Below are 25,179 nucleotides of genomic sequence, written 5' to 3'. Positions count from 1 at the left end.
GGTATCCTGATGAAGGCTACCCCACTCTTATTATTCTTGAGTTTGCAATTGATATTTTGATTCTAACATTGTTCCGTATTTCTCATAATTGATATGCCATGAGAATGCTTTTTCTAGGACGTGCGGTGTTTGCCCTCCGCGCTTAAGCGCTTCCTTAAAGTATTCACGCAACTGCGGACGGTAAGCTGGGTGCGCGCAGTTTTCAATGATAACAGGTGGGCGTTCAATTGGCGCCAAGCCGCGAAGGTCAGCATAACCATACTCCGTGATAATCACATCCACGTCATGTTCGGTATGGTCAACGTGCGATACAAATGGAACGATGCTTGAAATAGCCCCATTTTTTGCAACGGATTTTGTCACGAAGATAGTAAGGCGTGCATTGCGGGCGAAATCGCCTGAACCGCCAATGCCGTTCATCATGTTTGTGCCGCGAACATGTGTAGAATTAATATTTCCGTATATGTCTGCCTCCAAGGCTGTGTTGATGGAAATGAGTCCGAGACGGCGAACGATTTCCGGATGATTAGAAATTTCCTGAGGACGAAGGATAAGTTTGCCTCGGTAAGCATCTAAATTGGAATATACTTGTTTCATTTTGTTTTGAGACAAAGTAATGGAGCAGCCGGAAGCAAACCGGACTTTTCCAGCATCAATAAGGTCAAACACGGCATCTTGAAGAACTTCTGAATAAACTTCTAAGTTGGAAAATTCCGAATTCAACAAACCGTAAAGAACGGCATTTGCAACCGAACCAATACCTGCTTGAAGCGGAGCTAAATTTTCGGAAAGCCGACCTGCTGCCACTTCTTTTCGTAGAAAATTGATTAAATGATTTGCTATAACAGCTGTTTCCTCATCTGGAGGTACAATCGTGGATGGTGAATCCGTTTGGTTTGTCAAAACAATTCCTATAATTTTGTCCTCATCCACTGGAATGCCAATCGTTCCGATTCGATCGTCTACTTTTGTCAAAGGTATCGGTTCCCGTTCCCCATGTTTGCCGACTTCATAAATGTCATGAAGCCCTTTGAGTTCTTTTGGTTGGGCCGTGTTCAATTCAACAATAACATGTCGGGCTTTTTTCACAAAAATAGAAGAGTTTCCTACGGAAGTAGACGGGATGATCATTCCGTCTTCGGTTATCGAAACCGCTTCCACAATTGCGAAATCGATAGGATTTAATACGTCTGAACGCACTAATTCCGCTGTATGGGATAAATGTTGATCAATAAACAAAATTTCTCCTTCGTTAATTTTTTTGCGCATCACAGAATCGGCTTGGAACGGAAGCCGTTTGTTGATAATTCCTGCTTCTGCCATCATTTTATCAATGTCCGAGCCTAGGGAAGCGCCTGTATATACGTTTACCTTTAAGGGGTGTTGTTTCGCTTTTTCGATCAGTGCAAAAGGAACCGCTTTGGCATCGCCCGCGCGGGTAAATCCGCTCAAACCAAGCGTCATCCCGTCTTTTATCCATGAAGCGGCTGTTTCTGCCGTTACAATTCGGTCTCTTAAACGGGGATTGCCGATTAGCTCCGAAATATGTTTATCCAATGCGACCTCACCTCTTTTGTTTTTTAAAAATATTCTAGCGATTTGGCTGTAAAAAATCATTCGAAATTGAATAAAAAGGCTTTCTTTGTACGTGAAAAAGAATTTTCTGTGCATAAAGAAGAAAAATAGAAAAACAGCTTCGAAAAGAAAAGGAATAAGCGAGAAAAAACATTGCCTATAAAAGAAAATAAATACATAGATTGCAAGGCATCAGTGAATAGTTGCGGAAAATAAAGAAAGAGCTCACTTTCATGAGCTCTTTAGAGAGAAGGGGATTGGTAAAAGGAACCGTACAGTAGGAGAAAAGAAGCCGAATTATTAAAAGCAGAGCAGCTTCCGAAAATGGCTTGCATATGTTTGGCTGACAGGCACTCGTGAGCCGTCTTTCATCATCAATAAAAAAGTTGAATGCGAATCTGGATGAATTTCTGCAATGTGATGAATGTTAACGATATATGATCGGTGACACCGAACAAACATATCATCAGGAAGGGAAAATTCCAGTTCTGTTAAGTTATATTTATGGTAGCCTTCCGCATAACTCGATTTTACGAATGTTTTCCGATTTTGGGCTTCTAAATAGATAACGCTCTCGAAAGGAACAGGCAGCCAACGATCCGTCGCTCGAATCGTTAAATACGGCATTGCAAGCATCGGTTTTCTCGGCAATATTGCGGTAACACAGCCCCTCGGGCTGCCATCATCCAAAATTGGGACGGATATCCCGAAATAAGGCACGCCAAAAACGCGGCTGTCTTTCTGTTCTGCAATTTTCCGTTGAACGATCAAGGCCTTGTAAGTAACCGATTCCGGTTTGATTTCGTCTCCGGGGCGAATTTTTAAATCGATCTGTTTGCTTGGTCGGTAATAAATATAGCGCTTATTATCAGAAATCACGAAAGACGCTTCTTTAGGAAATAATTCATTCATCACTTTTGCAATAGAGGAAACAGTAAATGAATCCATATTATCACCCCTAGTGAACGATCTGCCACTTTACTTCGTTTGAGCGGGGTTTCTGCCGACTTGTATGTTTTTGCTAAACGACAGTGACATACAAGCCCCCTTTACGCTTACCTTCCATCCGAAGATGTTCGTTTGAGCATCATTATAGCATTATGTTGTGCGTCTATAAAGGGCAGATAAGGAAATCGGGTGGATGGGAACAGTGTAGGCAAATTTATGATAAAAAATATAGAAAAAAAGTTTGTCGATATACTTTAGAAAATTATGATTAGTTATGTTTTATAATCTTATATAGTAGACATTTTGACGAAAGGGGAGAGGGAGATGAATACGCAGTTTATTGCTGGGCACGCGCGGCTGCCGGCGGGAATGGCGGCGAAAAGCATCTACGATACATTGACGATTACGGCGGAGATTGATAAAAAGTACGGGGTGATTGTCGACGCTTCGTGTACACTGGCGACCGAGCACGGGCGTGATTATGTCGCCCGCTTGCTTAAAGGCCATTCTTTAAGGGACGGGATTGATTCGATTTTAGAACAGCTGAATGAGGGATATTTAGGAAAGGCGAATTCGGCGCTGTGTGCGGCGCTAAAAGATTTGTACAAGCAATATTGCAAAATGCAGGAGGAGAAGGAATAAAACCCCCGCTTCGGGCGGGGGATTTTTTTACATTTGTACCGATTCCGGATTCCAAGGCGGAAGCGTTTTACGCAGCGGTTTATCCTGGCGGTAGCCAAGCACGTATTCCGCCTGCATAATCGTATGAATTTCCCGTGTTCCTTCATAGATGACCGGCGCTTTCGAGTTGCGCAAGTATCGTTCGACAGGATATTCGTTTGAGTATCCGTACGCGCCGTGAATTTGCACCGCATCATCGGCTGCTTGATTAGCGAAGTCGCAGGCGATCCATTTCGCGAGCGATGCTTCTCTTGTTGTGCGGCGCCCTTGGTTTTTCAAAAATCCTACTTTGTAGACGAGCAAACGGCTGATTTGCAGACCTGCTTCCATTCTGGCGATCATTTGCTGTACAAGCTGATGTCTCCCGATTTCTTTGCCGAACGTTTTCCGCTCATGGCAATACTTGACGCTTGCTTCTAAGCAAGCCATAATCAGGCCGACCGCTCCGGCGGCAACCGTGAATCTTCCGTTGTCGAGGGCGGACATGGCGATTTTAAATCCTTCGCCTTCTTCGCCAAGCAGGTTTTCTTTCGGTACGCGGACGTTGTCAAAAAACAGTTCTCCCGTGTTGCCGGCACGGATGCCCAGTTTTCCTTTAATCGCTCTTGATGAAAAGCCTGGCATTGTCCGTTCGACAATAAAGGCAGAAATGCCGCGGTGCTTTTTCGATTTGTCCGTATAGGCGAACACGATAAAGTGATCAGCGATGTCACAAAGTGAAATCCACGTTTTTTGTCCGTTTAAAATGTAGTAGTCCCCGTCGCGGACGGCGGTGGTGGTAATGGAGGCGACATCGGAACCGGCGTTTGGCTCCGTCAGGCCGAAGGCGCCGATTTTTTCCCCTTTCGCCTGCGGAACAAGATATTTTTGTTTTTGTTCTTCCGTGCCCCATTGCAATAATGTGAGGCTGTTTAAGCCAGTGTGCACGGAAACGGCGGTGCGAAATGCGGTATCCCCGCGTTCCAACTCCTCGCAGACGATGGCGAGCGAGTTGTAGTCCATGCCCATTCCGCCGTATTTTTCCGGAATGCATACGCCCATTAAGTTTAATTCCGCAAGCCGTTTGAAAATATTCGGATCAAAATATCCGCGTTCATCCCATTCTTTGATGTACGGTATAATTTCTTTGTCGACAAATTTGCGCACGGTGCTGCGAAGCATTTCTTGTTCTGGAGTAAAATCGAAATTCATCATCATACATCCTCCCCCGTTTCATTCATGATTTCTTTTATAATTTCGTCGTTGTGCTCTCCGGCAAGCGGAGGCGGCAGACGGTACGATACTTTTGTATCCGATAGTTTGATTGGGCTTCCGACAAGCTGCAGCGTTCCCACCTTTTCATGCTTTATCGTAATGACCATATCGCGAGCTAGCGTCTGCGGATGCTGGAATAATTGTTCAAGATTTTGCACCGGGCCGCACGGTATTCCTTTTTCGGCAAGCAAGCGCTGCCACTCGGACCGCGTCCGTTTTTTCACTTCTTCATTAATGCGCCTGTTGAGTTCCTCGCGGTGGGCGACGCGGCCCGGATTCGTTTGAAAGCGCGGATCCGTCCCGATCGTCGGGTCTGACAAAAGCTCGCAAAACGCTTGAAATTGCCGGTCGTTCCCAACGGCGATTACAATCGGTCCGTCGCTCGCTTCATACGTCGAGTAGGGAACGATATTCGGATGTTCGTTTCCCAACGGCACCGGGATGTCGCCGGACATTAAATAGTTGGCTGCGACGTTGACGAGCGCGCTGATGGCGGAATCGAATAGAGAAAGGTCAATTTTTTGTCCGCGCCCGGTCTTTTCGCGGGCAAGCAGTGCGGCCTCAATTGCGATCGCTGCATATAATCCGGTGAATACATCGGCAATGGCGACGCCGACTTTCAGCGGTCCGGATGAGGGGGTGCCGTTAATGCTCATCCATCCGCTCATCGCCTGAATAATGTAATCATATCCAGGCAGGTGGGAGTAGGGACCTGTTTCGCCAAAGCCGGTAATGGAACAGTAAATAAGGCGCGGATTCAACAACGATAAATCGTCATAACCAAGCCCAAACTTTTCCATCGTTCCCGTTTTAAAGTTGTGAATGACGACGTCGGCTGTTTTGGCAAGGTTTCGGATGACTTTTCGGCCTTCTTCCGTTTTTAAGTTGACGGTAATGCTTCGCTTATTGCGGTTAATCGCCGTATAATAGGCGCTCATCCCGTTTTGAAAGGGAGGGCCCCAAAATCTTGTATCATCGGATCCGCCCGGTGCCTCGACTTTAATCACATCGGCGCCAAGATCGCCTAAAATCATCGTGGCGTAGGGACCTGCGAGGACACGAGTCATATCTAAAATACGAATGCCGTCTAACGCGCCTGGCATGGATACACACCTCCTTATGCGGGAAAATAAAAAGCCGGCTCCTTTTCTTTGTCAAGAAAGGAACCGGCTAAACGGCCTGAGGAAGCATTCGGTGAGGAAATGCTGATCAGACCGTCACAGTTCTTCATTTATGACGATGATAAAATGGTTGTCCTCTTGTTCCATCATTGCCGTCTGTGCAGCGCCAGCGGCGAAACTGACGGGAGACGGCTTGTTAAGTTTATTATAAATAATAGAACGATAATTGTAAATAATAAAAAAATTCAGCTAAAAAAAGAGCCTGCTGCTGGCTCCGTTACTGCGATTTTACCGTTTGAAAAATGTGTTTCACGATATTTACGACATATTTGCTTCCTTGTTCGTTCTGTACCCCTTCGACTAGCATGGCAAGGAGAAGGTCAGGATTGTTTGTATTATAGGCGACAAACAGTCCGTTTTCTTTTCCCTTTTCTCCTTTTTGTCCTTTCAGTTCAGCCGTTCCGGTTTTCCCGGCCAACGGAATGTCTTTCATATAAGCGCTATGTGCGGTTCCGTTTGGATTGGCGACGACTTGTTTTAATGCGTCTGCGATGGTGTCAGCTGTTTTGGATGAAATCAATTGCGGTTTCCAAACCGTTTTTTGCTGACCTTTTTCTAAAATTGGCTGCAGTAAATCGCCATGGTTGATAAACGGTGTGTATGCGGCGGCAAGATGAAGAATGCTCATCTGCATTTGTCCTTGACCATAGGCGGTATCCGCCAGCTGCGGCCCCGGTTTCAGCTCGCCTGTATTCGATATTTGCGAAGCTGGAATCGGGTATGGAAACGGCAATTTTTCGCCAAATCCGAATGAGTGCAACCCTTCTTTCAATTGATCCGGTCCGAGATCAAGACCGACCATGGCGAAATAAATATTATCGGAATAAATGAGCGCGTTTCGCAAATTCACTTGTTGCAGGCGATCGCTTACCCTTGTGACGAAATAATTTCCCCACGATCCGTCTTTTGGCTGCCACTTTTTCCCGATGATCGTTTTTGTCTGTTCAGGGGTAATTACGCCTTGTTCGAGACCGATTGCCGCTGTCACCGGCTTAATGGCCGAGCCAGGCGCGTAGGTGGCGGCAAAACGATTAATCAATGGTTTTAGCGGATTATTTTCTAATTTTTTGTATTCCTCTGCTGAAATTCCGAGTACAAACTCGTTTGGATTGAACGAAGGGGAGCTGACTAAGGCGAGAATTTCGCCGGTCAACGGGTGAATGGCAGCGGCGGTTCCCGCTCTTCCTTTCATGTTTTCATAAATCGTTTTTTGCAGCTTGGCGTCAATCGTCAGTGTAACCGTTTCTCCGTTTTTTGGTTTTGATTCGGCAATCGTCACCGTCGATCCATTTTCTTTTTCGATATAGATTTTGGCACCGTCTTGTCCTTTGAGGCGTTCTTCAAACAGCTCCTCGAGCCCGCGCTTTCCGATGCGGTCGGATGGCGAATATCCTTTGTTTTTTAATTTGCTTAGTTCTTCTTCCGTAATATTGCCGATATATCCAATCAGATGGGCGGCGGCCTCCGCGAATGGATATTCCCTTTCTGATACTTCTTTTACTGCCACAGCTTGGATGTTACGGGCGCTTTCTAATAACGCTGTTTCCGATTTTGCTACTTTTTGAATCGGAACAAAATAATCAGGCTGAACCCAGTCGGCATTCAGTTTTTCATTAATGAATTCCACAGGAATATGGAGCAACTCAGCAAGCTGTTTTTTAATCGTTTCTTCGCTTTCGCCCATTTTCCCGGGAACAATGCCGATTTCGTAAGCGGTTCCATTGATGGCGAGCGGCAATCCGTTGCGGTCGTATATTTCGCCGCGCTTTCCAGGTGTAATGGCAATGCGGATTTTATCGTTTTTTTGCAATTGCGGGAAAATGTAAGTGGTATCCCATTGCACATGCCATTGTTCTTGATCCTGCTCTTTTTCTTTTACAAGCAGTGCTTCATGTTTAAACTGGATGGGGCCGGCGATTGTATCCATTTTTACGGAAAAAGGAAGCTTTATTTGGTTTTTGTCGCTATCTTCTTCTTTTTCTTTCACCGGCAGTGGCGTTACCGATAAATTCTTTACTTCGATGTCTTGATAAATTTTTTTGTAGCGCTTAACAAACTCTTCCTTGGATATGTTTTCTTTCGCCTTTTTCGACAGCATTGCGTACATATCCTCGAACCGCTCATCAGTCCATAGTTTTGTATACTTTTGCAGCGCGTCATGCGGGGATGGCGGTTTGCTGCAGGAAGATAATGCAATGGATAAAAACAAAGCAGCGAAAAACAATAGAACTCGTCTTTTCTTCATTCTCGATCCCCTCCCATTATAGTTAGGTATATTTCGGACCGTTTCGTTTCTATGTCAAATATACCATTACACAGGAATTAATATCCAATGAAAATAATAGAAAAAGAGAGGAGAATGAATATTGGAATAGTGGCGAAATTATATTAATAATATTTATTTACTATCATATAAGGTAATCATAATGATGGTCATTCATGAGAAAGTATATATTTTTTATTATCCAAAATATTAACACTGACCAATCACTATTGCCCATATAAAAAATTTATATATGAGAAAAAATAAAATTTTTTGAGGAAATTTTAACAATACTTTGTTATTATCATAAATGGGGTAATTTTGACATGGAACGTTTTGGGATACAATAACACGTATGTGAAGAACATGGAATGCAAACGGTTGCTTTTTTAGGTGAAGAGTGGTCTTCCGCTGCATGTGCGGCAGCGGGTTGGCAATAGATCACATCATCATCGTCAAAGGAGGATTCAGATGAGCAAAACACCAATTACGGTTGCGTACGGAGATGGAATCGGTCCAGAAATTATGGACGCGACGTTAAAAATTTTGGACGCCGCGGGTGCGCAACTAGATATTGAGACGATTGTGATTGGGGAAAAAGTGTATCTCCGCGGCGGTACAACAGGCTTGGAAGAGAGTGCGTGGGATTCGTTAAGAAGAACGAAAGTATTTTTAAAAGCACCGATTACGACACCGCAAGGAGGAGGTTATAAAAGCTTAAACGTAACGATCCGCAAAGCGCTCGGCTTATATGCGAACGTCCGTCCGGCGGTGGCGTATTATCCGTTTGTCGAAACGAAACATCCAAATATGGATGTCGTCATTATTCGCGAAAATGAAGAAGACTTGTACGCTGGCATCGAACATCGCCAAACGGAACAAGTATATCAATGCTTGAAGTTGATTAGCCAGCCTGGTTCGGAAAAAGTGATTCGCTACGCATTTGAATATGCGCGCAGCTACCGCCGCAAAAAAGTAACCTGTTTTGTGAAAGACAACATTATGAAACTGACAGACGGCATTTTCCACCGCATGTTTGACGAAATCGGCAAAGAGTATCCGGATATTGAAAAAGAAACATGGATTGTCGATATCGGCGCGGCAAAATTGGCCAATAGCCCAGAAGAATTTGATGTCATTGTCATGCCAAACTTATACGGCGATATTATGTCCGATATTGCAGCGCAAATTTCAGGTTCTGTTGGGCTTGGCGGTTCGGCGAATATCGGTGATCAATGCGCGATGTTTGAAGCTGTTCACGGATCGGCGCCTCCGCTTGCCGGGAAAAACCTTGCCAATCCATCAGGATTGCTTTTAGCGGCGGTGATGATGCTGCAGCATATCGGTCAGCCGGAAGTAGCGGCACGCGTGCATAACGCTTGGCTAAAAACGATTGAAGACGGCATTCACACGTTTGACATTTACCGCGAAGGAATTAGCAAACAGCAAGTAGGAACGAAAGAGTTTGCAAAAGCGGTCATCGACCGTCTCGGCCAGCTTCCGGAAAAACTTTCGCCAGTTTCCTACAAAGAAGCGCCAAAGCTTCACGCGGTGTTAAAACAACGGCAAAAACAAAAGAAAGAATTATTTGGCGTAGACATTTTCCTTGACTGGGATAAAGGGACGGCAGAAGAGCTTGGCAGAGCGTTGGAGCAATTTAAAGCAGGCAATCTCAAGCTTCGCGTTATTACAAACCGCGGTGTGAAAGTATATCCAGGAGGATTTCCGGAAACGTTCTGCGCCGATCATTGGCGCTGCCGTTTCCATGCGGAACCAGGCGAAACGATCGAGCATCGGCAAATTGTCGAATTATACAACCAGCTTGTTGCGGCGGGATACGATTGCATTAAAACGGAAAATCTTTATTTATTTGACGGCGAACCGGGATTTGCAGCGGTTCACGGATGAAAAAACAGCAGCGGTGCGCTGCTGTTTTTTTTTGGAAGAAACACGAAACTTTTAAGAACAAACTTCGTATAAACGTAATGAAAGGAAGGAGGGACAGAATGAAAAAATATATTGTATTTTTGTTTAGTTTTCTGTTTATTTTTATGGCGATTCAAATAGGATCTGGAATTGTCTTGACGTGGCTGTATACGCCTGATCCGGCAAAACTATGGTCAGAAGCCGCGCAGGCGCCAGCGGAAGTGCAATTTGTCGGACCAAAATTTGGCATGCTGTTTATATCTGCCGTGCTGGCTTTGGTGATATCTTTGTTGATCATGAAACTATTTCGACGATTTTCCCGTCCGCACCTTGGCTAATGTACTAGCTGGCAGCCTATAGCTGCTTTTTTATTTTCCATCCATAAGGGAATTGCCTCTTCATCGGATAGCTATTTTAGCCTATTGAACGATGTCTTGCACATAAGCATCAAACGCGTTTCCTTTGCGTTACTAAAAAATTTACCGGAAACCATGAAAAAGAAGAAACATCAAGCGATATTTATATATAATTGTAAGGAGGGAATGGTCTAGTTTTTACTGAACGATATGGACAAGGAAGTGATGGTGGATGTTTCATGTTCTCGTGACGCTGGACGCCAATTACCTTCCGCCGCTCAAAGTGCTAATGAATTCTTTGTTTCGCAATAACAACCGGCCATTTACGTTTTATTTATTGTATTCCCGCATCCCTGAGATAGAAATCGAATTATTAAAACAATTTGTGGAGAGGCAAGGGCATCAGCTCGTGCCGATTTATGTTGATCCAGAGCTGTTTGCCGATGCACCTGTATTTCGCCATTATACGGCGGAGATGTACTATCGGCTTGCCGCCCATCAGTTTTTGCCGCCGCAGTTAGATCGTGTTTTGTATCTAGATCCGGACATCGTAGCGATTAATCCAATCGACGAACTATACGATATGGATTTTGAAGGAAATATATTTATCGCCGCGGAGCATACCCACTCCACGAAAGTAGCGAATTTATTCAATAAGCTGAGGCTAAAGACGCCGAATGCGAAAGGATATTTTAACACTGGCGTCATGATGATGAACTTGGAGCTGATGAGAAAAGAGGTTCGGCTCGAAGATATTTACCAGTTCATCCGCGATAATCGCTTTAAGCTCGTGCTTCCTGACCAAGATGTGTTGAACGGCTTGTATTGGGACAAAATTAAACGAGTCGATGGCTATCGCTATAATTATGATGCCCGCTATTACGATATGATTCAGCTGCTGCCGAATCCAAAACATGATTTGCAATGGATTCAGGAAAACACCGTATTTATTCATTATTGCGGAAAAGATAAGCCATGGAAAGAAAATTATAAAGGAGAACTTGGTCTATTCTATAAACGGTATAGTGATGTTTTGCAACTCGAAGGGGAAACAACATAAAGGCAGCACAAAGCGCTGCCTTGTGAAAGGATGTTATTTTTTGCGCGCTTTGCTTTGGCGAATGCCTGCAGCTTGGGCGCGCGCTTGTGCTTCGAGATCTTCGTGATCAGCAAATTCGCGGGAGTATTCGACATCGAGTCCGTCAGATTTCAGTTGTTTCGGAACTTGCGGCAAAGTAACTTTGTTTTTATCGCGTGTTTTTTGTCCGCGAGATCGGCCCATCGTCTATGCCTCCTAAGCCATAATGTGAATCGTACGATTCATTACTTAGGATGGCGGGCCGTGCCGAAAAGTATAAATAACAATGTTTTCTAATGCTTCGCTTTTTTTGCCGTGTAGCCGCCGGCTTGGTCAGCCAGTTTAAAGTCGCGGGCATAGCTCATTTCTTGTGCGCGCGTTAACGTGCTTTTTGTTTTTTCGCGTCTCCGGTTTTCCGCCATATTCAGCCCCTCGCTTTTATAAAAATTTATTTGTTTTTAGTTTGCCCGCTGCTCCGCTTTTTTATGCACGCGAATAAAAAAGGGCTGCTACCGTCAGCCCCAGTTACGCTTCCTTGCGTTGTTCCTCTTCGATTAAAGAAGGATGGCGAAGCGTATATAACGTATAATTGTCTTTTGTAATTTCGTATAGATTGTATACATCTGCTCCAATTTGTTCAAGAAGGCTTTTTCTTGTCTCGTTTGCCGGCGTGACGTACGGCAGTTTTTCCGCCGCTTTAATGGAGCGGGTGTTTACTTTGCGAATGCGCATAAATACCGTTTCGATGGAAAGTTCGTAAAATAGTTCATGGAAAAACGCCTCTTTTGCACGGCGGTTATACCCTTGACCGTGATACGGCTTTCCCAGCCATGTGCCTAAAAATCCGGCGTTATCCTGTATATCGAATAAGCTGATCGTGCCAATCGGATTTCCCCATTCATCCAAAATCGTGCGAGAAATAAGTTCACCGCGCTCTTCTGCTTCGATCATTTGTTTCGTCATAAACAAAAATTCTTCGTACGAGCTCGCTTTTTGGCGCACGAAAGGGAAGACCTCCGGGTGCACCATCAGCTCGTAAAGCGCATGGCAATCTTGTAGTTCACGTTTTTTTAACATCATTTTCCCTCCTTTTACCGAGGGCAGTTTATCTGTGGGCAAAACCACCCTCGAAATTTTTTAATATATATTCATCAAAAAATTTCGGGGTGGGAATCGAACCCACTAGAACCAGCGGGATCCGCTGGTGGCGCACCATTTGCCTTCCCCTTTGTCGCGTCGATATATGATTATAGGCAACGAGTCGATTAAGGTCTTCATCATCATACACGATGATAAAGAAAAAAGAAATAGGTTTTTTGTTAAATTTTTATGGATATTTTTTGGTTTTTTTAACGGCGAAACAGTTATGTGGCTAATAAATCGGCTAAACTTTTTTCCAGTGTAGGGAAGGAAAAGATAAACCCAGCTTCCATCAGTTTTTTCGGAATTACTTGCTGTCCTTCGGTCACAAGCATGCTCATTTCACCAAGGAGGGCGCGCAGCATCGCATTTGGCACACGAAGCCAATGAGGGCGGTGGAGCAGGCGGGCGACTGTTTTTCCGAATTGCTCCATTCGGACAGGGGACGGAGCGGTAAGATTGATCGGTCCTGCGAGCCTGTCATGATCGATAATATAAGCAATGGCGCCGACAACATCGTCGATATGAATCCAAGAAAGCCATTGCTGTCCCGTGCCGATGGGGCCGCCGATATAAAAGCGATAAGGAAGAACCATTTTTGGAAGCGCGCCGCCGTTTTTGCCAAAAACGACGCCAAATCGCGCCATTACCGTACGAACGCCTAACAATTCCGCTTGTTTCGCTTCTTTTTCCCATTTCGCTACGGTTTGTGCCAGAAAATCGTTGCCAATAACTGAATGTTCTTCGGTAAAAGAAGCGGTAAGCGAAGTGCCGTAAATACCGATGGCGCTCGCGTTAATAAATACGCCAGGAGGGGATGGCAATGCTTTGATCATTTCAATGATCCGTTTGGTCGTGGAGACACGGCTATGGACAATGCGTTCTTTCTGCTCTTTTGTCCACCTTCTGCGGTTAATTGGCTCGCCGGCTAAATTAATGACAACATCAAAGGCAGGAAAATCAATGTTGGGGCGAGTATCAGGCGTCCATGCAAGATAGCGGATGGCTGCAGAGGAAGACGGTCTAGGGCGCCGGGTTAAGATATAAATCCGGTGTCCTTGCGCCGCAAAGTAATCAGCGAGCGCTTGCCCAATGAAACCTGTTCCGCCGGCAATGGCGATATGCATCCGCTTCCCTCCCTATTTTTTGGCATCATATAATTATTTCGTGTTTTATGTTCAACATTCCTTCTTATGATACGATAAAAGTGGAGGGAAAAAATCGATGGGGATCATTACGAATATAACCGTTCAGCCAAATAGCCACGAACGCTTTCGCGTCACGATGCAAAAAGAAAATGGAGAAATAGATGTCATTACCGTTGATCAAGACGTGCTGCTTCAATTCCGATTGAAAAAAGGAATGGAAATCGATGAGAATTCCTTACAAGAAATAGTATATGCAGATCAAGTCAAAAAAACGTATAATCAAGCTTTATATTTTTTAGCGCACCGCATGAGATCTGAACGCGAGGTCATCGATCACCTGAAGAAAAAAGGTGCGCGCGAAGATGTGATTGCAGAAGTGCTACATAAGCTGCGGGAGAACAAATACGTGGATGACCGCGAATTCGCTTTTGCCTATGTGCGCACGCAAAAGCAAACGACGGCAAAAGGACCGTATGTCATTCGTAAAGAATTGGAAAAGCTCGGGATTGCGGAAGAATGGATTGAGCAAAGCCTGGCTGTTTACTCCTTTACCGAACAAGTGGAGACGGCGCGCTCGCTTTATGAAAAAGCAAAAAAACAACGGACAAAGCAGTCTTTGCGGCAATGGAAATATCAGATCGGGCAGCTTTTATATCGAAAAGGATTTCCGCAGGAAGTCATTGATCAGGTGTTGTCGTCAGAATGTGACGAAAGGGAAGAGCAAGAGTGGGAGGCTTTGCAGCATCAAGGAAGAAAAGCGCACCGCCGCTATGAAAAATATGATAGCCCGCTATACGAGCAAAAAATGAAGCAGGCTCTGTACCGCAAAGGTTTCCCACTTGAGATGATCGAGCAGTTTTTAAGCCAATTAAAAAACGAGAGGGACCATTAGGATAAAATCAGTTCCGCTTGCCCGTTTTCCAAAGCAATAATTTGTTCGGCTATTTCTTTTGGCGAGCGCAGCCGCGAGCGGTCTTTTATATGGTCGCTTCCGTTCCAAAATGGCGTGTCCATGCCGCCCATATAAACGGCGGTAACGGAAACATTGGTTCCTTCCAGTTCTTTCACTAAGCTTTCGCTAAAACCACGAATTGCGAATTTTGTAGCGACATAGACGGATTCGTTTACTTTGCCGCGTAAGCCAGCAGTCGAAATAATATTCATAATTTTTGCTTTCGGCATCGTCAGGAAATGTGGCAAAAATGCTTTTGTCATATAAATGGTGCCGTTGATGTTCGTTTGAATCATCTCGTCAATTTGCTGCCGGGAAAGGGAAGAAAGCGGGCCAAAATGGCCGATGCCAGCGTTATTCACAAGACATGTAACATGGTGATTTTTCACGATCGTATCGACTGTATGAACAACATCTTCGTAACAGCGGATATCAAGTGAATAGGCAAATGCTTTTCCGCCGAGATGTTCGATTTGTTGTACTACGTCTAAAAGAGGGGAGATCCGTCTACCGAGAGCAACGACGATATGTCCTTGCCCAGCATATTGCAATGCTAATTCTCTTCCTAAACCTGTACCAGCTCCGGTAATAGCAATAACATCCATCATCTGTCTCTCCATTCTGTTGGGTTGTCGTTTTTATCATATAATAAAAATCAAAGGAGGAACAAACAATGAACGCTCCTGGGGAACAAAAACGATATAGCGAAATGACGAAACAAGAATTACACCAAGAAATCGCCGCATTGACGGAAAAAGCACGCAAAGCAGAACAGATGGGAATGGTCAACGAATACGCCGTATACGAAAGAAAAATTGCCATGGCCAAAGCGTATTTGCTTGACCCGAACGATTTCCAGCCTGGAGAGATATATGAAATTGAAGGCGATCCAGGAGAATATTTTAAAGTGCGTTATTTAAAAGGTGTGTTTGCTTGGGGCTATCGTCTAAAAGGAAATGGGGAAGAAGAGGCATTGCCGATTTCACTGCTCGGCAAGCCGAATATGTAAAAAAGAACCTAGAGAAGGAATTCTCTAGGTTCCATCAGCTACGACTGTTTTCGCGTCTGGCGTTCAAGGATAATTAAATCGAGTGTCTGCTGCGTTTCCCCATTCACTTGCGAGTGGGCGTGTTTCGGGTTTGCCCATGGCTGCTGGAAAGGGTTGGAGTAGAAGTTATCATAAAATTTTTTGCGTGGATGGTGACCCATTATCGAACACCTCCCAACATCAAGGAAGGTTTTTAAAAATCATCTCCGCGTTCACCAGAGGCGCGCATCCGTTCTTGCGGATGAGTGTTTGTCGTGCCGTTTGCCCGTTTGGAAGCATATTCCGCTTTTGCTCGCGGTTCTCCCTCGAATTTGTTATTGTTTTGGTTTGGGAAGCTGCGCTTTTTATTCCGCACCGCACATTCCCTCCTTGTTTTCCTGCTCGTGTTGGTAACCAACACGTATTTTTATTATGATGCAACTTGGCTGGCTTATGTATGCAAATTGTTGGGACAAGAGGTGAAAAAAATGATGATGAATGAATATTTCGAACGGCTGACGAATTATTTGTTGGAGAAAAACCCGTCCCTTGCTTATGCCCAAGCGCGAACATGGGTGGAATTGCTGTGGGAAGATTTCGAAACGACATACGCCCGCGCCGGATACGAGTACAGAGGAAAAGAGCTGACGGAAAAAGTAGTGCGGCAATGGATCGACCGCTACGGAGCAACGCTGCATGAATTTCAAACAAACAACCCAAAATATAAACATTTATTAAATCGTGACGATTATTTAAAGCACTAAAAATAGGCGGGTGCTTCTAAGCGTCCGCCTATTTGCTTAGTTTGGCGCGAGATCCAGTTTTTTTCGCAGCTTTCCTTCGCTAAAAACCCAGCCTGTGTACGAACTAATAACATTTAAACCGCGATCCAATTGCGCTACGGCGACAAATGGGTAGTGGCCTTTGCTGCGGTAGCGCAAGTCGGTAAAGCGCACTTCGTAATAATCATCGTATTCGTTAAGTTCCCAGCGATAAACAGGGGAGAACGATAAAAAGGCGGCAACGTTTTCATCCTGCTTGGCTGCTTCGATGACGGGATCGTCGGGAAGAGGGCATTTTGCAAATTGATCCAATATATAGATGCGCCCGTTTTTTGCCCGCCCGACATAAAAGTAATCTTTTGCCGTAATCGCCAAATGCCACTCGCGGAAGCGGAACGTCGGAACGGTAATAATCTGTTCGACATCGGCAATTTCGGCGCGGACGGCTTGTTTAATCGCTGCCTGCTGGCGAAATCGTATCATATAATAAACGGCGATGACGCCATAAATCGCTAAAAACGTATAGCCAGGATGAAGGTCAAGAAACAACAGGCCGATGCCGATGACATGCAGGGCAAAAATGATTGGGTCGAATGTATTAATCACGCCGAGCGCGACCCATTTTTTTGTAAACGGACGCAGCGCCTGGGTGCCGTAAGCGTTGAAAATGTCGACAAAGACGTGAAGTACGACAGCAATAAATGTCCATAGCCATAGGTGAAATAAGTTAACCGATGGATAAAAGAAAGCGATAACTCCTACAATAAGCAGCGGCCATAATGATATGGCAGGGATGGAATGAGTAATGCCGCGATGGTTGCGAATATATTTGGCATTGTTGCGCAATTTCAGCACGGTATCGATATCCGGCGCTTGAGAGCCGGCTAATGTTCCAATCAGTACAGCGTGAGACAAAAAAGGATCGTGTGCGACAGCGGGATCTAATGTAGCAATGCTGCCTAGCGCTACCCCCATCAAAATGTGCGTTCCTGTATCCAAGCGAAATAAGCCTCCTTTGTTAGTCTCATTCATTAGTATATCCAGTCCGTTTCCGATCATTGGACGAGTCAATGGATGAAAAACAAAATGATGTATTGCCAGTGTAGCACATTTCGAATGCATTGACGAGGGAAGGGAATACTAAAGCCATCTTTCCTGTCCGGGAAAGATGGCTGAAAAGGCGTCATCATCTAGCTATTTTCCAATTTTTTGAATAGGAAAGAATAAAGCCGATGGTGTGGCTTATGTGAAAAATAATAACGGCGAAACACCTGATGCCGCGAAAGGCACAATCAGGTGTTTTTTGTTATAATAAACATGCAAAACGGACATAAGGGTATCATGGAGGAAATAAGGTGAAAGAACAAACATTGCTTGGCGGATTTGCCATCAAACAGTTTCAACAAGATTTAATCGGCTGGTTTGAAAAAGAGCAGCGCGACCTGCCGTGGCGTAAAGACAACGACCCGTATAAAGTATGGGTGTCGGAAGTGATGCTGCAGCAGACAAAAGTCGATACGGTGATTCCGTATTTTCATAAGTTTATCGAGCAGTTTCCGACGCTTGAAGCGCTTGCCGAAGCGGATGAAGAAGAAGTGTTAAAAGCATGGGAAGGACTCGGTTATTACTCGCGCGTCCGCAATTTGCATGCGGCGGTAAAAGAAGTGAAAGAGCAATATGGCGGAAAAATTCCCGATAATCGCGAGCAATTTGCGAAATTAAAAGGAGTCGGACCGTATACGACAGGTGCGGTGCTAAGCATTGCCTACGGCATTCCTGAACCTGCGGTCGACGGCAATGTGATGCGGGTATTATCAAGGATTTTTCTTGTCTGGGAGGATATTTCCAAAACAGGAACGAGAAAGCTGTTTGAAGCGATTGTCCGGCAAATTATTTCACGTGAAAATCCTTCGTATTTTAATCAGGCGTTAATGGAGTTAGGAGCGCTTATTTGTACACCGCGCAATCCTGCCTGCCTGCTCTGTCCGGTGCAAGCGCATTGCCGCGCGTTTGCCGAAGGAGTGCAGGCAGAGCTGCCGGTCAAAACCAAAAAAACGAACGTGAAACAAGTGCCGATTATCGCTGCGGTGTTGAAAGATGAAAATGGAAAAGTATTGATTCATAAGCGCAGCAGCGAAGGGCTGCTTGCGAACTTATGGGAATTTCCAAACTGTGAAGCGGCGGACGGACAAGCAAGTCAAGAAAAGCAGCTGGAAGCATTTTTAAAGGAACAATATGGGGTCAAGGTACAGCTTGGGCAACCGTTTATTGCGCTAGAGCATGCATTTTCCCACTTGATTTGGAATATTACCGTTTATGACGGAAAAATAGCTGGCAAATTTATTGAAACGGAACAGCTGAAACTGGTGGATGAAAAGGAAATGAGTTCCTATGCTTTTCCGGTTTCTCACCAGCGTGTTTGGCAGGAGTATAAACAGAAAAAAGGTGGATTGTTCCACCTGTTTTAGTCATACATCTGTCTGGTACATTGTATACGTGGCTTCGCTGTTTCTTAGTCCGCCGCGAGCTTCGATTTCTTCGATGATTTCACGGTGGAGCGTCTGGCCTTCTACGTTTAAATATGGAGCGATTTGTTGAAAGGAATGATGGAAATAAGCGAGTTCGCTGTCCGTCCATTCCGATTTTGGAAGCATGGACAGTTCTGTCATATCACGACCAACGTACATTAGAAAAGCCCCCTTTTTTTTCTAGTTTGAAAAAGCAATGATTCATTTATGCGTAAAGGAGAGAAAAACATGAACGAAAAAGTGGCGGTAGTTACAGGAAGCAGCCGCGGAATCGGCAAAGCGATTGCCCTTCGCCTGGCGAAAGAAGGATATAATATTGTTGTTAACTATGCACGCAGCAAAACGGCTGCACTAGAGACAGCAAAGGAAATCGAAGCGTTGGGAAGAAAGGCGCTTGTCGTGAAAGCAAACGTCGGCGATGTCGAAAAAATTAAAGCGATGTTCGCGCAAGTGGATGAAGCGTTTGGGCGTGTGGATGCCCTTATTAATAACGCCGCCTCAGGCGTGCTGCGGCCAGCGATGGAGCTCGAGGAGTCGCATTGGAATTGGACGATGGATATTAACAGCAAAGCGCTTTTATTTTGCGCCCAAGAAGCAGCAAAACGAATGGAAAAAGTCGGCGGCGGCAAAATTGTCAGCATCAGCTCATTAGGAGCAATCCGCTATCTGGAAAATTATACGGCGGTCGGCGTTTCGAAAGCAGCGGTTGAATCATTAACGCGTTATTTAGCTGTGGAATTAGCACCGAAAAATATTTCTGTAAATGCCGTATCAGGTGGTGCCGTCGACACCGATGCATTGAAACATTTTCCAAACCGTGAAGAGTTGTTGTCCGATGCTGTCGCAAAAACACCTGCCGGTCGAATGGTAAAGCCAGAAGATATTGTTAATGCAGTAATGTTTTTGCTGTCTGATGAAGCCGAAATGATCCGTGGGCAAACGATTATCGTGGATGGTGGAAGATCTTTACTTTTGTAATTTTCATGGATAGAATCATCACCTCCTGGGTACATTAAGTCACGTGGAGGTGATAACGATGGCAAAACAACAACAACCAAACAAAACAGCTGCAGGCACTAACGCTCAAGAAGTAAGACAACAAAACGCGCAATCTGCACAAGCAGGCCAATTCGGCACTGAATTTGCTGCAGAAACTAATGCGCAACAAGTAAGACAACAAAACGCGCAAGCAGAAGCTAGCAAAGCGCAAAACTCCAGCAAGTAACATAGAAAAGCGGAGGCGGCAAAAGCCTCTGCTTATTTCATTTTGCACCACTACGAAAACGTCAAAAAAGCTAACAAAGTGAAAAATTGGTAAGGCGAAACATGGTTCGTTTAACGACAAAAGTTGCCATAACTTTACATATATAGTCAAAGGAAATTTTCCTCCCTTCCCGAATGTAATAAACATAACCGGAAGGAAAGGGAGAGAACGAACGTGGAACTGTTTGAACGTTTAGTAAATGAGCAACTAAAAACGATGGACCGGCTTTTATTTTTACAGTCGGAAATCGAGCGCTGCCAAGAAATTGAAAAACAATTGATCGAACTGCAGCAAGAAGCAAAGCTCCAATCGATTCAAGAAGAAATTCAGCAGATGAAACAACAGTTAAAGGAAATTCAACAAACGTTTGAGAAACAAACGGAAGAAGTTATTCTTTCTTATCAAAACCAGTATCGCCGCACATGCGAGCCATCTTCAGCTTGGTAAGATGGCTCTCTTTGTTTTCAATTATCTGCTTAATCGTTATAATAGAAAAGAGAAGTTCCCATGAGAAAGTAGGGAGAATGATGTCTGGATATCCTGTAGAAGGAGAGATTATTCAAATCCATAGTTATAAACATAATGGGATGATTCACCGTATATGGGAAAAATCGGTCGTGCTAAAAGGAGCTTCTGCATATATTATCGGGGCGAATGACAAAACGCTGGTGACGGAAGCGGACGGCCGGACATGGGTGACGCGCGAGCCGGCCATCTGTTTTTTTCATGCAAAACATTGGTTTAACATTATTGGAATGATTCGTGATGATGGGGTTTATTATTATTGCAACTTAAGTTCGCCGTTTGTATGGGATGAGGAAGCGCTCAAATATATCGATTACGATTTGGATATTAAAGTATTTCCGGATATGACATATATTTTACTTGATGAAGATGAGTATGAACGGCACCGTAAAGAGATGAATTATCCCGATGTGATCGACCGCATTTTAAAAAATAACGTAAAAAAACTGATCAGCTGGATTCAGGAACGAAAAGGCCCGTTTGCGCCTGATTTTATTGACAAGTGGTATGAAAAGTTTCAGTCATATCGAAAGTGAATAAAAGAAAAAACAAAAAAGCCTGTTCGTTGCCGCAAACAGGTTTTTCTGCTTTTAAGGGGGATGTTTATGGAAAGTATTCGCCGCTATATGCAATTTGTTCGTCCGTACAAATGGTATATCATCGCTACAATGATCATCGGCATTATTAAGTTTGCGATCCCGCTTCTTATTCCATTGCTGCTGAAATATGTGGTGGACGAAATTATTGGAAATGCGACGATGTCGATGGCGGCGAAAACCACCCGGCTTTGGTGGGCGCTTGTGATCATGTTGGTTATTTTTGTCCTTATTCGTCCGATTGTCGAATATTATCGGCAATATTTTGCCCAGTGGACGGCGAGCAAAGTGCTGTATGACATTCGCAACCAGTTGTTTACACATATGCAAAAGCTAAGTTTTACGTATTATTCGAATCACCGCACCGGTGAAATTATTTCGCGCGTGATTAACGATGTCGAGCAAACAAAAGATTTTATTATTACGGGACTGATGAATCTTTGGTTAGATATGACAACGATTATTATTGCACTCGTTATTATGGTGAAGATGGATATAAAACTGACGCTGCTTTCCATTAGCACGCTTCCGCTTTACGCGTTTTCCGTTAAATATTTTTTTGGCCGCCTGCGCCAGCGGACGAAAATGCGCTCCCAAGCTTTGGCAGAGCTCCAAGCTTATTTGCATGAGCGGGTGCAAGGAATGTCAGTCATTAAAAGTTTCGCGATCGAAGAAGCGGAGCAGAAGCGGTTTTCTGCGCAAAACAACCATTTTTTAACGAAGGCGCTGATGCATACGAGCTGGAATGCCAAATCGTTTTCGGTTGTCAACACGGTTACCGATATCGCCCCGATCATCGTTATTATTTATGCCGGCTATCAAGTACTGCTTGGCCATATTACCGTCGGAACGATGGTCGCTTTTGTCGGATATATCGATCGGCTGTATAGCCCACTGCGCCGCCTTGTCAACTCGTCTACGACTTTAACGCAATCGTTCGCTTCGATGGACCGGATGTTCGAATTTTTCGATGAGCCGTATGATGTTGCAGATGCGCCAAACGCGGTCGACTGTCGAGAAGTAAAAGGCGATATTGTATTTGACCATGTTACGTTTGCTTATCATAAAAATGAACCGCCGGTACTTCGCGATATTTCGTTTTCCGTAAAAGCGGGAGAAACGATCGCCCTTGTCGGCATGAGCGGCGGCGGGAAATCTACGCTAGTAAGCCTGATCCCGCGTTTTTATGACGTGACTGCAGGACGGATTTTATTGGATGGCGTTGATATTCGCCATTTTCGCGTCCGCAGTCTGCGCGATAAAATTGGGATTGTGTTCCAAGATAGTTTTTTATTTAGCGATTCTGTAAAAGAAAATATTTTGCTTGGAAAACCCGGAGCGACGGACGAAGAAGTGATTGCCGCTGCCAAAGCGGCTAACGCCCACGATTTTATTATGAATTTGCCAGACGGATATGACACGAAAGTCGGAGAACGCGGCGTTAAATTATCCGGCGGGCAAAAGCAGCGAATCGCCATCGCCCGTGTCTTTTTGAAAAATCCTCCGCTTCTTATTTTTGACGAAGCAACATCAGCGCTCGATCTGGAAAGCGAGCATTACATTCAAGAGGCAATGGAGCGGCTCGCTAAAAATCGCACAACGTTTATCGTTGCCCATCGCCTGTCGACGATTACGCATGCGGATCGCATTTTCCTTATTGAAAACGGCAAGATTGTCGAAAGCGGAACCCACGAGGAATTAATGGCGAAACAAGGGAGCTATTATCACTTATTTACCATTCAGCAACTCCATCAATAAATAAAAGAAAAATATTTATATTATTGGAAAATAAAAGATGAAAGCGGTTTTACACTTTGTAAGACCGTTTTTTATTATTGTTCAATCTATTGGGATAATTTAAATTTTTTATAATATTATATTGTCTTATGGAAACTCACGTGGCATAATTTTAATTAAAATAAAAATATTTTATCAATTGAACCGAATGGGGATAGAAGGTGAAATAATGGCAGAAGCGCGGGTGCTAGAAGTAAAAGGATTAAAAACGTCTTTTTTTACCGATGAAGGAGAAATCCCTGCCGTTGACGGCGTTGACTTTTACATAAACGAAGGAGAAATTTTAGGAGTCGTTGGCGAATCAGGATGCGGAAAAAGCGTCACCTCGCTGTCGATTATGGGCTTGTTGCCGAAAGGGGTCGGGCGCATTGTCGATGGTGAAATTTTGTTTAAAGGCGAAAATCTCGTTCATGCCTCCGAAAAACGGATGAAGCAGATTCGCGGCAATGAAATCGCGATGATTTTTCAAGAGCCGATGACATCCTTAAATCCGCTGTTTACGATTGGCAATCAGCTAATAGAGGCGATTCGCATACATACGAAAGCGAGCAAGAAAGAAGCGAAAGCAAGAGCCGTCGAGATGTTAAAGCTCGTCGGTCTGCCGCGCGCGGAACAAATTATCGATGAATACCCGCATCAGCTCTCCGGCGGGATGCGCCAGCGCGTGATGATTGCGATGGCGATGGTGTGCAATCCGGCACTGCTCATTGCCGACGAGCCAACTACGGCGCTCGATGTGACGATTCAGGCGCAAATTTTGGCGTTGATGAAAGAACTGAATAAAAACTTTCATACCTCGATCATGATGATTACGCACGATTTGGGAGTAGTCGCTGAAATATGCGACCGTGTGATCGTCATGTATTCGGGAAAGATCGTCGAAGAGGGCGATGTGCGGACGATTTTTAAAAATCCGAAACATCCATATACGATCGGCTTGATTCAATCGGTTCCCGACATTCGCGACAAAAAAGAACGGTTATATTCCATTCCAGGCAATGTGCCGAAGCCGGGATCGGTTCGCCAAGGCTGTCGGTTTGCGGCAAGGTGCGAGCATGCTTTTTCCCGCTGCCTTCAAGAAGATCCAGAACTATACGAAGCAGGAGAACGCGGCCATCGCGTCCGCTGTTTTTTGCCGCTTGGAGAGGAGGAACGAAATCATGAGCGAACCGCTGTTGCAAGTGAAAGGGCTTAAAAAATATTTCCCGATTACGGGAGGAGTATTTGGCAAAAAAATCGGTGAGGTGAAAGCGGTCGATGATGTAACATTTACCGTTTACAAAGGAGAGACGCTTGGCATCGTTGGGGAAAGCGGCTGCGGCAAGTCAACGACAGGACGAATGCTCCTCCGTTTAATTGAACCGACGACAGGGTCGATTGTTTTTGAAGGAAAAGAAGTAACGAAATTGCCGAAAGCAGAATTGCGGAAAATGCGGCGCGATATGCAAATGATTTTTCAGGACCCTTTCGCCTCGTTAAATCCGCGCCATACGGTCGAAAAAATTTTGGAAGAACCGCTGATCGTACACGGAATAGGCTCCAAAGAGGAACGGAAAAAGCGCGTTCAGGAGATGCTGGAAGTGGTTGGACTTGGGCCGTATCATGCGAAGCGGTATCCGCATCAATTTAGCGGCGGGCAGCGGCAGCGCATCGGCATCGCGCGCGCTTTGATGACCAATCCGAAGCTCATTATCGCCGATGAGCCAGTGTCTGCGCTTGATGTATCGATTCAGGCGCAAGTGCTGAATTTGCTTGAAGACTTACAAAAAGAATTTGGGCTTACATATATTTTTATTGCCCATGATTTAGGGGTTGTCCGTCATATTAGCGACCGCGTCGGCGTGATGTATTTAGGGCGTCTAGTGGAATTGGCCGATAGCGACCAATTATATGAATCTCCGAAACATCCGTATACGCAGGCGCTGCTTTCCGCTGTGCCGATTCCGGACCCGGAATATAAAAAAGAACGCCAGCTTTTATCAGGAGATTTGCCAAGCCCGGCTAATCCGCCGCAAGGGTGCGCGTTTCATACGCGCTGCAGCGCTTGCATGGATATTTGCAAACAAAAGCGACCGGAGATGAAAGAAGTAGAGAAAGGGCATTACGTTGCTTGCCACTTGTATTAACAGGATGGCAACCAACGAAATGATAGAAATTT

General features: G+C 44.8%; 29 protein-coding genes. 15 read left to right on the top strand and 14 right to left on the bottom strand.

Annotated features, from left to right (window positions below):
- Positions 1 to 30: 30 nt before the first annotated feature.
- The gene (scpC, locus tag AC1WMD_RS14970; RefSeq protein ID WP_043903554.1) at positions 31 to 1,557 is read right to left on the bottom strand and encodes a succinyl-CoA:acetate CoA-transferase ScpC; all 1,527 of its coding nucleotides are present in this window, start codon (positions 1,555 to 1,557) and stop codon (positions 31 to 33) included.
- Between the two features lie 318 nt (positions 1,558 to 1,875).
- Entirely contained in the window at positions 1,876 to 2,523 is a 648-nt protein-coding gene (locus AC1WMD_RS14965; RefSeq protein ID WP_043903555.1) for a LytTR family DNA-binding domain-containing protein, read from the bottom strand.
- Between the two features lie 324 nt (positions 2,524 to 2,847).
- On the opposite strand from AC1WMD_RS14965, the gene AC1WMD_RS14960 reads away from it, so the two are divergent.
- Positions 2,848 to 3,165, top strand: a complete 318-nt coding sequence (locus AC1WMD_RS14960; RefSeq protein WP_043903556.1) for a DUF3870 domain-containing protein — start codon at positions 2,848 to 2,850, stop codon at positions 3,163 to 3,165.
- Positions 3,166 to 3,192: 27 nt separating this feature from the next.
- Here the strand turns inward: AC1WMD_RS14960 and AC1WMD_RS14955 are convergent, their stop codons facing one another.
- The 3 genes from AC1WMD_RS14955 to AC1WMD_RS14945 all read right to left on the bottom strand — a co-directional run bounded on the left by AC1WMD_RS14955 (position 3,193) and on the right by AC1WMD_RS14945 (position 7,884).
- The gene (locus AC1WMD_RS14955) at positions 3,193 to 4,398 is read right to left on the bottom strand and encodes an acyl-CoA dehydrogenase family protein (protein WP_186003944.1); all 1,206 of its coding nucleotides are present in this window, start codon (positions 4,396 to 4,398) and stop codon (positions 3,193 to 3,195) included.
- Entirely contained in the window at positions 4,398 to 5,561 is a 1,164-nt protein-coding gene (locus AC1WMD_RS14950) for a CaiB/BaiF CoA transferase family protein (protein ID WP_494257823.1), read from the bottom strand. Before AC1WMD_RS14950 ends, AC1WMD_RS14955 begins: the two co-directional genes overlap by 1 nt.
- A 295-nt stretch (positions 5,562 to 5,856) precedes the next feature.
- Positions 5,857 to 7,884: a penicillin-binding transpeptidase domain-containing protein gene (locus AC1WMD_RS14945; protein WP_494257822.1), complete on the bottom strand. Its 2,028-nt coding sequence runs from the start codon at positions 7,882 to 7,884 to the stop codon at positions 5,857 to 5,859.
- 489 nt (positions 7,885 to 8,373) lie between these two features.
- Between AC1WMD_RS14945 and AC1WMD_RS14940 the strand changes: the two genes are divergently transcribed.
- The 3 genes from AC1WMD_RS14940 (at position 8,374) to AC1WMD_RS14930 (ending at position 11,244) form a co-directional block, all read left to right on the top strand.
- Positions 8,374 to 9,810 (top strand): NADP-dependent isocitrate dehydrogenase, encoded by a 1,437-nt coding sequence (locus AC1WMD_RS14940; RefSeq protein ID WP_043903560.1) that lies wholly within the window; start codon positions 8,374 to 8,376, stop codon positions 9,808 to 9,810.
- Between the two features lie 98 nt (positions 9,811 to 9,908).
- Positions 9,909 to 10,166 carry a hypothetical protein gene (locus AC1WMD_RS14935; protein ID WP_043903561.1) on the top strand — a complete coding sequence of 86 codons (258 nt, stop codon included), beginning with the start codon at positions 9,909 to 9,911 and terminating at the stop codon, positions 10,164 to 10,166.
- Between the two features lie 250 nt (positions 10,167 to 10,416).
- Positions 10,417 to 11,244 (top strand): glycosyltransferase family 8 protein, encoded by an 828-nt coding sequence (locus AC1WMD_RS14930; RefSeq protein ID WP_043903562.1) that lies wholly within the window; start codon positions 10,417 to 10,419, stop codon positions 11,242 to 11,244.
- 33 nt (positions 11,245 to 11,277) lie between these two features.
- Here the strand turns inward: AC1WMD_RS14930 and AC1WMD_RS14925 are convergent, their stop codons facing one another.
- The 4 genes from AC1WMD_RS14925 to AC1WMD_RS14910 all read right to left on the bottom strand — a co-directional run bounded on the left by AC1WMD_RS14925 (position 11,278) and on the right by AC1WMD_RS14910 (position 13,529).
- Entirely contained in the window at positions 11,278 to 11,466 is a 189-nt protein-coding gene (locus AC1WMD_RS14925; protein ID WP_043903563.1) for a YfhD family protein, read from the bottom strand.
- 89 nt (positions 11,467 to 11,555) lie between these two features.
- Positions 11,556 to 11,684: a YfhE family protein gene (locus AC1WMD_RS14920; RefSeq protein WP_088124098.1), complete on the bottom strand. Its 129-nt coding sequence runs from the start codon at positions 11,682 to 11,684 to the stop codon at positions 11,556 to 11,558.
- Positions 11,685 to 11,787: 103 nt separating this feature from the next.
- Positions 11,788 to 12,339 (bottom strand): GNAT family N-acetyltransferase, encoded by a 552-nt coding sequence (locus tag AC1WMD_RS14915; RefSeq protein WP_494257821.1) that lies wholly within the window; start codon positions 12,337 to 12,339, stop codon positions 11,788 to 11,790.
- 287 nt (positions 12,340 to 12,626) lie between these two features.
- Complete coding sequence (locus AC1WMD_RS14910; RefSeq protein ID WP_494257820.1) at positions 12,627 to 13,529, bottom strand: TIGR01777 family oxidoreductase; 903 nt, start codon at positions 13,527 to 13,529, stop codon at positions 12,627 to 12,629.
- Positions 13,530 to 13,626: 97 nt separating this feature from the next.
- Between AC1WMD_RS14910 and recX the strand changes: the two genes are divergently transcribed.
- Positions 13,627 to 14,442: a recombination regulator RecX gene (gene recX, locus AC1WMD_RS14905; RefSeq protein ID WP_494257819.1), complete on the top strand. Its 816-nt coding sequence runs from the start codon at positions 13,627 to 13,629 to the stop codon at positions 14,440 to 14,442.
- On the opposite strand, the gene AC1WMD_RS14900 is transcribed toward recX, so the two are convergent.
- Positions 14,439 to 15,107, bottom strand: a complete 669-nt coding sequence (locus AC1WMD_RS14900; RefSeq protein WP_494257868.1) for an SDR family NAD(P)-dependent oxidoreductase — start codon at positions 15,105 to 15,107, stop codon at positions 14,439 to 14,441. The two genes, recX and AC1WMD_RS14900, sit on opposite strands and share 4 nt — an antisense overlap.
- A gap of 68 nt (positions 15,108 to 15,175) precedes the next feature.
- On the opposite strand from AC1WMD_RS14900, the gene AC1WMD_RS14895 reads away from it, so the two are divergent.
- The gene (locus tag AC1WMD_RS14895) at positions 15,176 to 15,511 is read left to right on the top strand and encodes a YfhH family protein (protein WP_043903568.1); all 336 of its coding nucleotides are present in this window, start codon (positions 15,176 to 15,178) and stop codon (positions 15,509 to 15,511) included.
- 38 nt (positions 15,512 to 15,549) lie between these two features.
- Here the strand turns inward: AC1WMD_RS14895 and AC1WMD_RS14890 are convergent, their stop codons facing one another.
- Together AC1WMD_RS14890 and AC1WMD_RS14885 are read right to left on the bottom strand one after the other, a co-directional pair.
- Entirely contained in the window at positions 15,550 to 15,711 is a 162-nt protein-coding gene (locus AC1WMD_RS14890) for a YpzG family protein (protein WP_088124099.1), read from the bottom strand.
- 32 nt (positions 15,712 to 15,743) lie between these two features.
- A complete protein-coding gene (locus AC1WMD_RS14885) occupies positions 15,744 to 15,905 on the bottom strand; it encodes a small, acid-soluble spore protein K (RefSeq protein ID WP_043903569.1) in 162 nt (53 codons plus the stop codon).
- Positions 15,906 to 16,023: 118 nt separating this feature from the next.
- On the opposite strand from AC1WMD_RS14885, the gene AC1WMD_RS14880 reads away from it, so the two are divergent.
- Positions 16,024 to 16,293, top strand: a complete 270-nt coding sequence (locus tag AC1WMD_RS14880; RefSeq protein WP_043906471.1) for a YfhJ family protein — start codon at positions 16,024 to 16,026, stop codon at positions 16,291 to 16,293.
- 36 nt (positions 16,294 to 16,329) lie between these two features.
- On the opposite strand, the gene AC1WMD_RS14875 is transcribed toward AC1WMD_RS14880, so the two are convergent.
- On the bottom strand, positions 16,330 to 17,310 hold the full coding sequence (locus AC1WMD_RS14875; RefSeq protein ID WP_494257816.1) for a metal-dependent hydrolase: 981 nt from the start codon (positions 17,308 to 17,310) through the stop codon (positions 16,330 to 16,332).
- A 356-nt stretch (positions 17,311 to 17,666) separates the two neighbouring features.
- Between AC1WMD_RS14875 and mutY the strand changes: the two genes are divergently transcribed.
- Entirely contained in the window at positions 17,667 to 18,779 is a 1,113-nt protein-coding gene (gene mutY / locus AC1WMD_RS14870; RefSeq protein ID WP_043903571.1) for an A/G-specific adenine glycosylase, read from the top strand.
- On the opposite strand, the gene yfhS is transcribed toward mutY, so the two are convergent.
- Positions 18,780 to 18,998 carry a mother cell protein YfhS gene (yfhS, locus tag AC1WMD_RS14865; RefSeq protein ID WP_043903572.1) on the bottom strand — a complete coding sequence of 73 codons (219 nt, stop codon included), beginning with the start codon at positions 18,996 to 18,998 and terminating at the stop codon, positions 18,780 to 18,782. It abuts the gene before it with no gap.
- A gap of 69 nt (positions 18,999 to 19,067) precedes the next feature.
- Here yfhS and fabL point away from each other — a divergent pair, with 69 nt between their 5' ends.
- The 7 genes from fabL (at position 19,068) to AC1WMD_RS14830 (ending at position 25,147) form a co-directional block, all read left to right on the top strand.
- Positions 19,068 to 19,817: an enoyl-[acyl-carrier-protein] reductase FabL gene (gene fabL, locus AC1WMD_RS14860; protein WP_494257815.1), complete on the top strand. Its 750-nt coding sequence runs from the start codon at positions 19,068 to 19,070 to the stop codon at positions 19,815 to 19,817.
- Positions 19,818 to 19,875: 58 nt separating this feature from the next.
- Positions 19,876 to 20,064, top strand: a complete 189-nt coding sequence (locus AC1WMD_RS14855; RefSeq protein ID WP_043903574.1) for a gamma-type small acid-soluble spore protein — start codon at positions 19,876 to 19,878, stop codon at positions 20,062 to 20,064.
- Positions 20,065 to 20,277: 213 nt separating this feature from the next.
- Complete coding sequence (locus tag AC1WMD_RS14850) at positions 20,278 to 20,550, top strand: YgaB family protein (RefSeq protein ID WP_043903575.1); 273 nt, start codon at positions 20,278 to 20,280, stop codon at positions 20,548 to 20,550.
- A gap of 80 nt (positions 20,551 to 20,630) precedes the next feature.
- Positions 20,631 to 21,164: a nucleoside tri-diphosphate phosphatase gene (ntdP, locus tag AC1WMD_RS14845; protein WP_043903576.1), complete on the top strand. Its 534-nt coding sequence runs from the start codon at positions 20,631 to 20,633 to the stop codon at positions 21,162 to 21,164.
- A 69-nt stretch (positions 21,165 to 21,233) separates the two neighbouring features.
- On the top strand, positions 21,234 to 22,982 hold the full coding sequence (locus tag AC1WMD_RS14840; RefSeq protein WP_043903577.1) for an ABC transporter ATP-binding protein: 1,749 nt from the start codon (positions 21,234 to 21,236) through the stop codon (positions 22,980 to 22,982).
- Between the two features lie 208 nt (positions 22,983 to 23,190).
- Positions 23,191 to 24,216 carry an ABC transporter ATP-binding protein gene (locus AC1WMD_RS14835; protein ID WP_043903578.1) on the top strand — a complete coding sequence of 342 codons (1,026 nt, stop codon included), beginning with the start codon at positions 23,191 to 23,193 and terminating at the stop codon, positions 24,214 to 24,216.
- Entirely contained in the window at positions 24,182 to 25,147 is a 966-nt protein-coding gene (locus AC1WMD_RS14830; RefSeq protein WP_043903579.1) for an ABC transporter ATP-binding protein, read from the top strand. The genes AC1WMD_RS14835 and AC1WMD_RS14830 overlap by 35 nt, the downstream gene beginning before the upstream one ends.
- Positions 25,148 to 25,179 lie beyond the last annotated feature (32 nt).

Source organism: Parageobacillus sp. NEAU-HV-2 (assembly GCF_059115485.1).
This window is presented reverse-complemented; position numbering and strand designations above follow the sequence as displayed.

Excerpts from the sequence above, each read along its gene's own strand:
- AC1WMD_RS14935 (WP_043903561.1), top strand. The coding sequence starts at position 9,909 with ATGAAAAAATATATTGTATTTTTGTTTAGTTTTCTGTTTATTTTTATG.
- AC1WMD_RS14855 (WP_043903574.1), top strand. The coding sequence starts at position 19,876 with ATGGCAAAACAACAACAACCAAACAAAACAGCTGCAGGCACTAACGCT.
- fabL (WP_494257815.1), top strand. The coding sequence starts at position 19,068 with ATGAACGAAAAAGTGGCGGTAGTTACAGGAAGCAGCCGCGGAATCGGC.
- AC1WMD_RS14910 (WP_494257820.1), bottom strand. The coding sequence starts at position 13,529 with ATGCATATCGCCATTGCCGGCGGAACAGGTTTCATTGGGCAAGCGCTC.
- ntdP (WP_043903576.1), top strand. The coding sequence starts at position 20,631 with ATGTCTGGATATCCTGTAGAAGGAGAGATTATTCAAATCCATAGTTAT.
- recX (WP_494257819.1), top strand. The coding sequence starts at position 13,627 with ATGGGGATCATTACGAATATAACCGTTCAGCCAAATAGCCACGAACGC.
- AC1WMD_RS14835 (WP_043903578.1), top strand. The coding sequence starts at position 23,191 with ATGGCAGAAGCGCGGGTGCTAGAAGTAAAAGGATTAAAAACGTCTTTT.
- AC1WMD_RS14890 (WP_088124099.1), bottom strand. The coding sequence starts at position 15,711 with ATGGGTCACCATCCACGCAAAAAATTTTATGATAACTTCTACTCCAAC.
- AC1WMD_RS14965 (WP_043903555.1), bottom strand. The coding sequence starts at position 2,523 with ATGGATTCATTTACTGTTTCCTCTATTGCAAAAGTGATGAATGAATTA.
- AC1WMD_RS14830 (WP_043903579.1), top strand. The coding sequence starts at position 24,182 with ATGAGCGAACCGCTGTTGCAAGTGAAAGGGCTTAAAAAATATTTCCCG.
- AC1WMD_RS14880 (WP_043906471.1), top strand. The coding sequence starts at position 16,024 with ATGAATGAATATTTCGAACGGCTGACGAATTATTTGTTGGAGAAAAAC.
- AC1WMD_RS14925 (WP_043903563.1), bottom strand. The coding sequence starts at position 11,466 with ATGGGCCGATCTCGCGGACAAAAAACACGCGATAAAAACAAAGTTACT.
- AC1WMD_RS14950 (WP_494257823.1), bottom strand. The coding sequence starts at position 5,561 with ATGCCAGGCGCGTTAGACGGCATTCGTATTTTAGATATGACTCGTGTC.
- AC1WMD_RS14895 (WP_043903568.1), top strand. The coding sequence starts at position 15,176 with ATGAACGCTCCTGGGGAACAAAAACGATATAGCGAAATGACGAAACAA.
- AC1WMD_RS14920 (WP_088124098.1), bottom strand. The coding sequence starts at position 11,684 with ATGGCGGAAAACCGGAGACGCGAAAAAACAAAAAGCACGTTAACGCGC.
- yfhS (WP_043903572.1), bottom strand. The coding sequence starts at position 18,998 with ATGTACGTTGGTCGTGATATGACAGAACTGTCCATGCTTCCAAAATCG.
- AC1WMD_RS14955 (WP_186003944.1), bottom strand. The coding sequence starts at position 4,398 with ATGATGAATTTCGATTTTACTCCAGAACAAGAAATGCTTCGCAGCACC.
- AC1WMD_RS14840 (WP_043903577.1), top strand. The coding sequence starts at position 21,234 with ATGGAAAGTATTCGCCGCTATATGCAATTTGTTCGTCCGTACAAATGG.
- AC1WMD_RS14930 (WP_043903562.1), top strand. The coding sequence starts at position 10,417 with ATGTTTCATGTTCTCGTGACGCTGGACGCCAATTACCTTCCGCCGCTC.
- AC1WMD_RS14960 (WP_043903556.1), top strand. The coding sequence starts at position 2,848 with ATGAATACGCAGTTTATTGCTGGGCACGCGCGGCTGCCGGCGGGAATG.
- AC1WMD_RS14900 (WP_494257868.1), bottom strand. The coding sequence starts at position 15,107 with ATGGATGTTATTGCTATTACCGGAGCTGGTACAGGTTTAGGAAGAGAA.
- AC1WMD_RS14945 (WP_494257822.1), bottom strand. The coding sequence starts at position 7,884 with ATGAAGAAAAGACGAGTTCTATTGTTTTTCGCTGCTTTGTTTTTATCC.
- AC1WMD_RS14940 (WP_043903560.1), top strand. The coding sequence starts at position 8,374 with ATGAGCAAAACACCAATTACGGTTGCGTACGGAGATGGAATCGGTCCA.
- AC1WMD_RS14915 (WP_494257821.1), bottom strand. The coding sequence starts at position 12,339 with ATGTTAAAAAAACGTGAACTACAAGATTGCCATGCGCTTTACGAGCTG.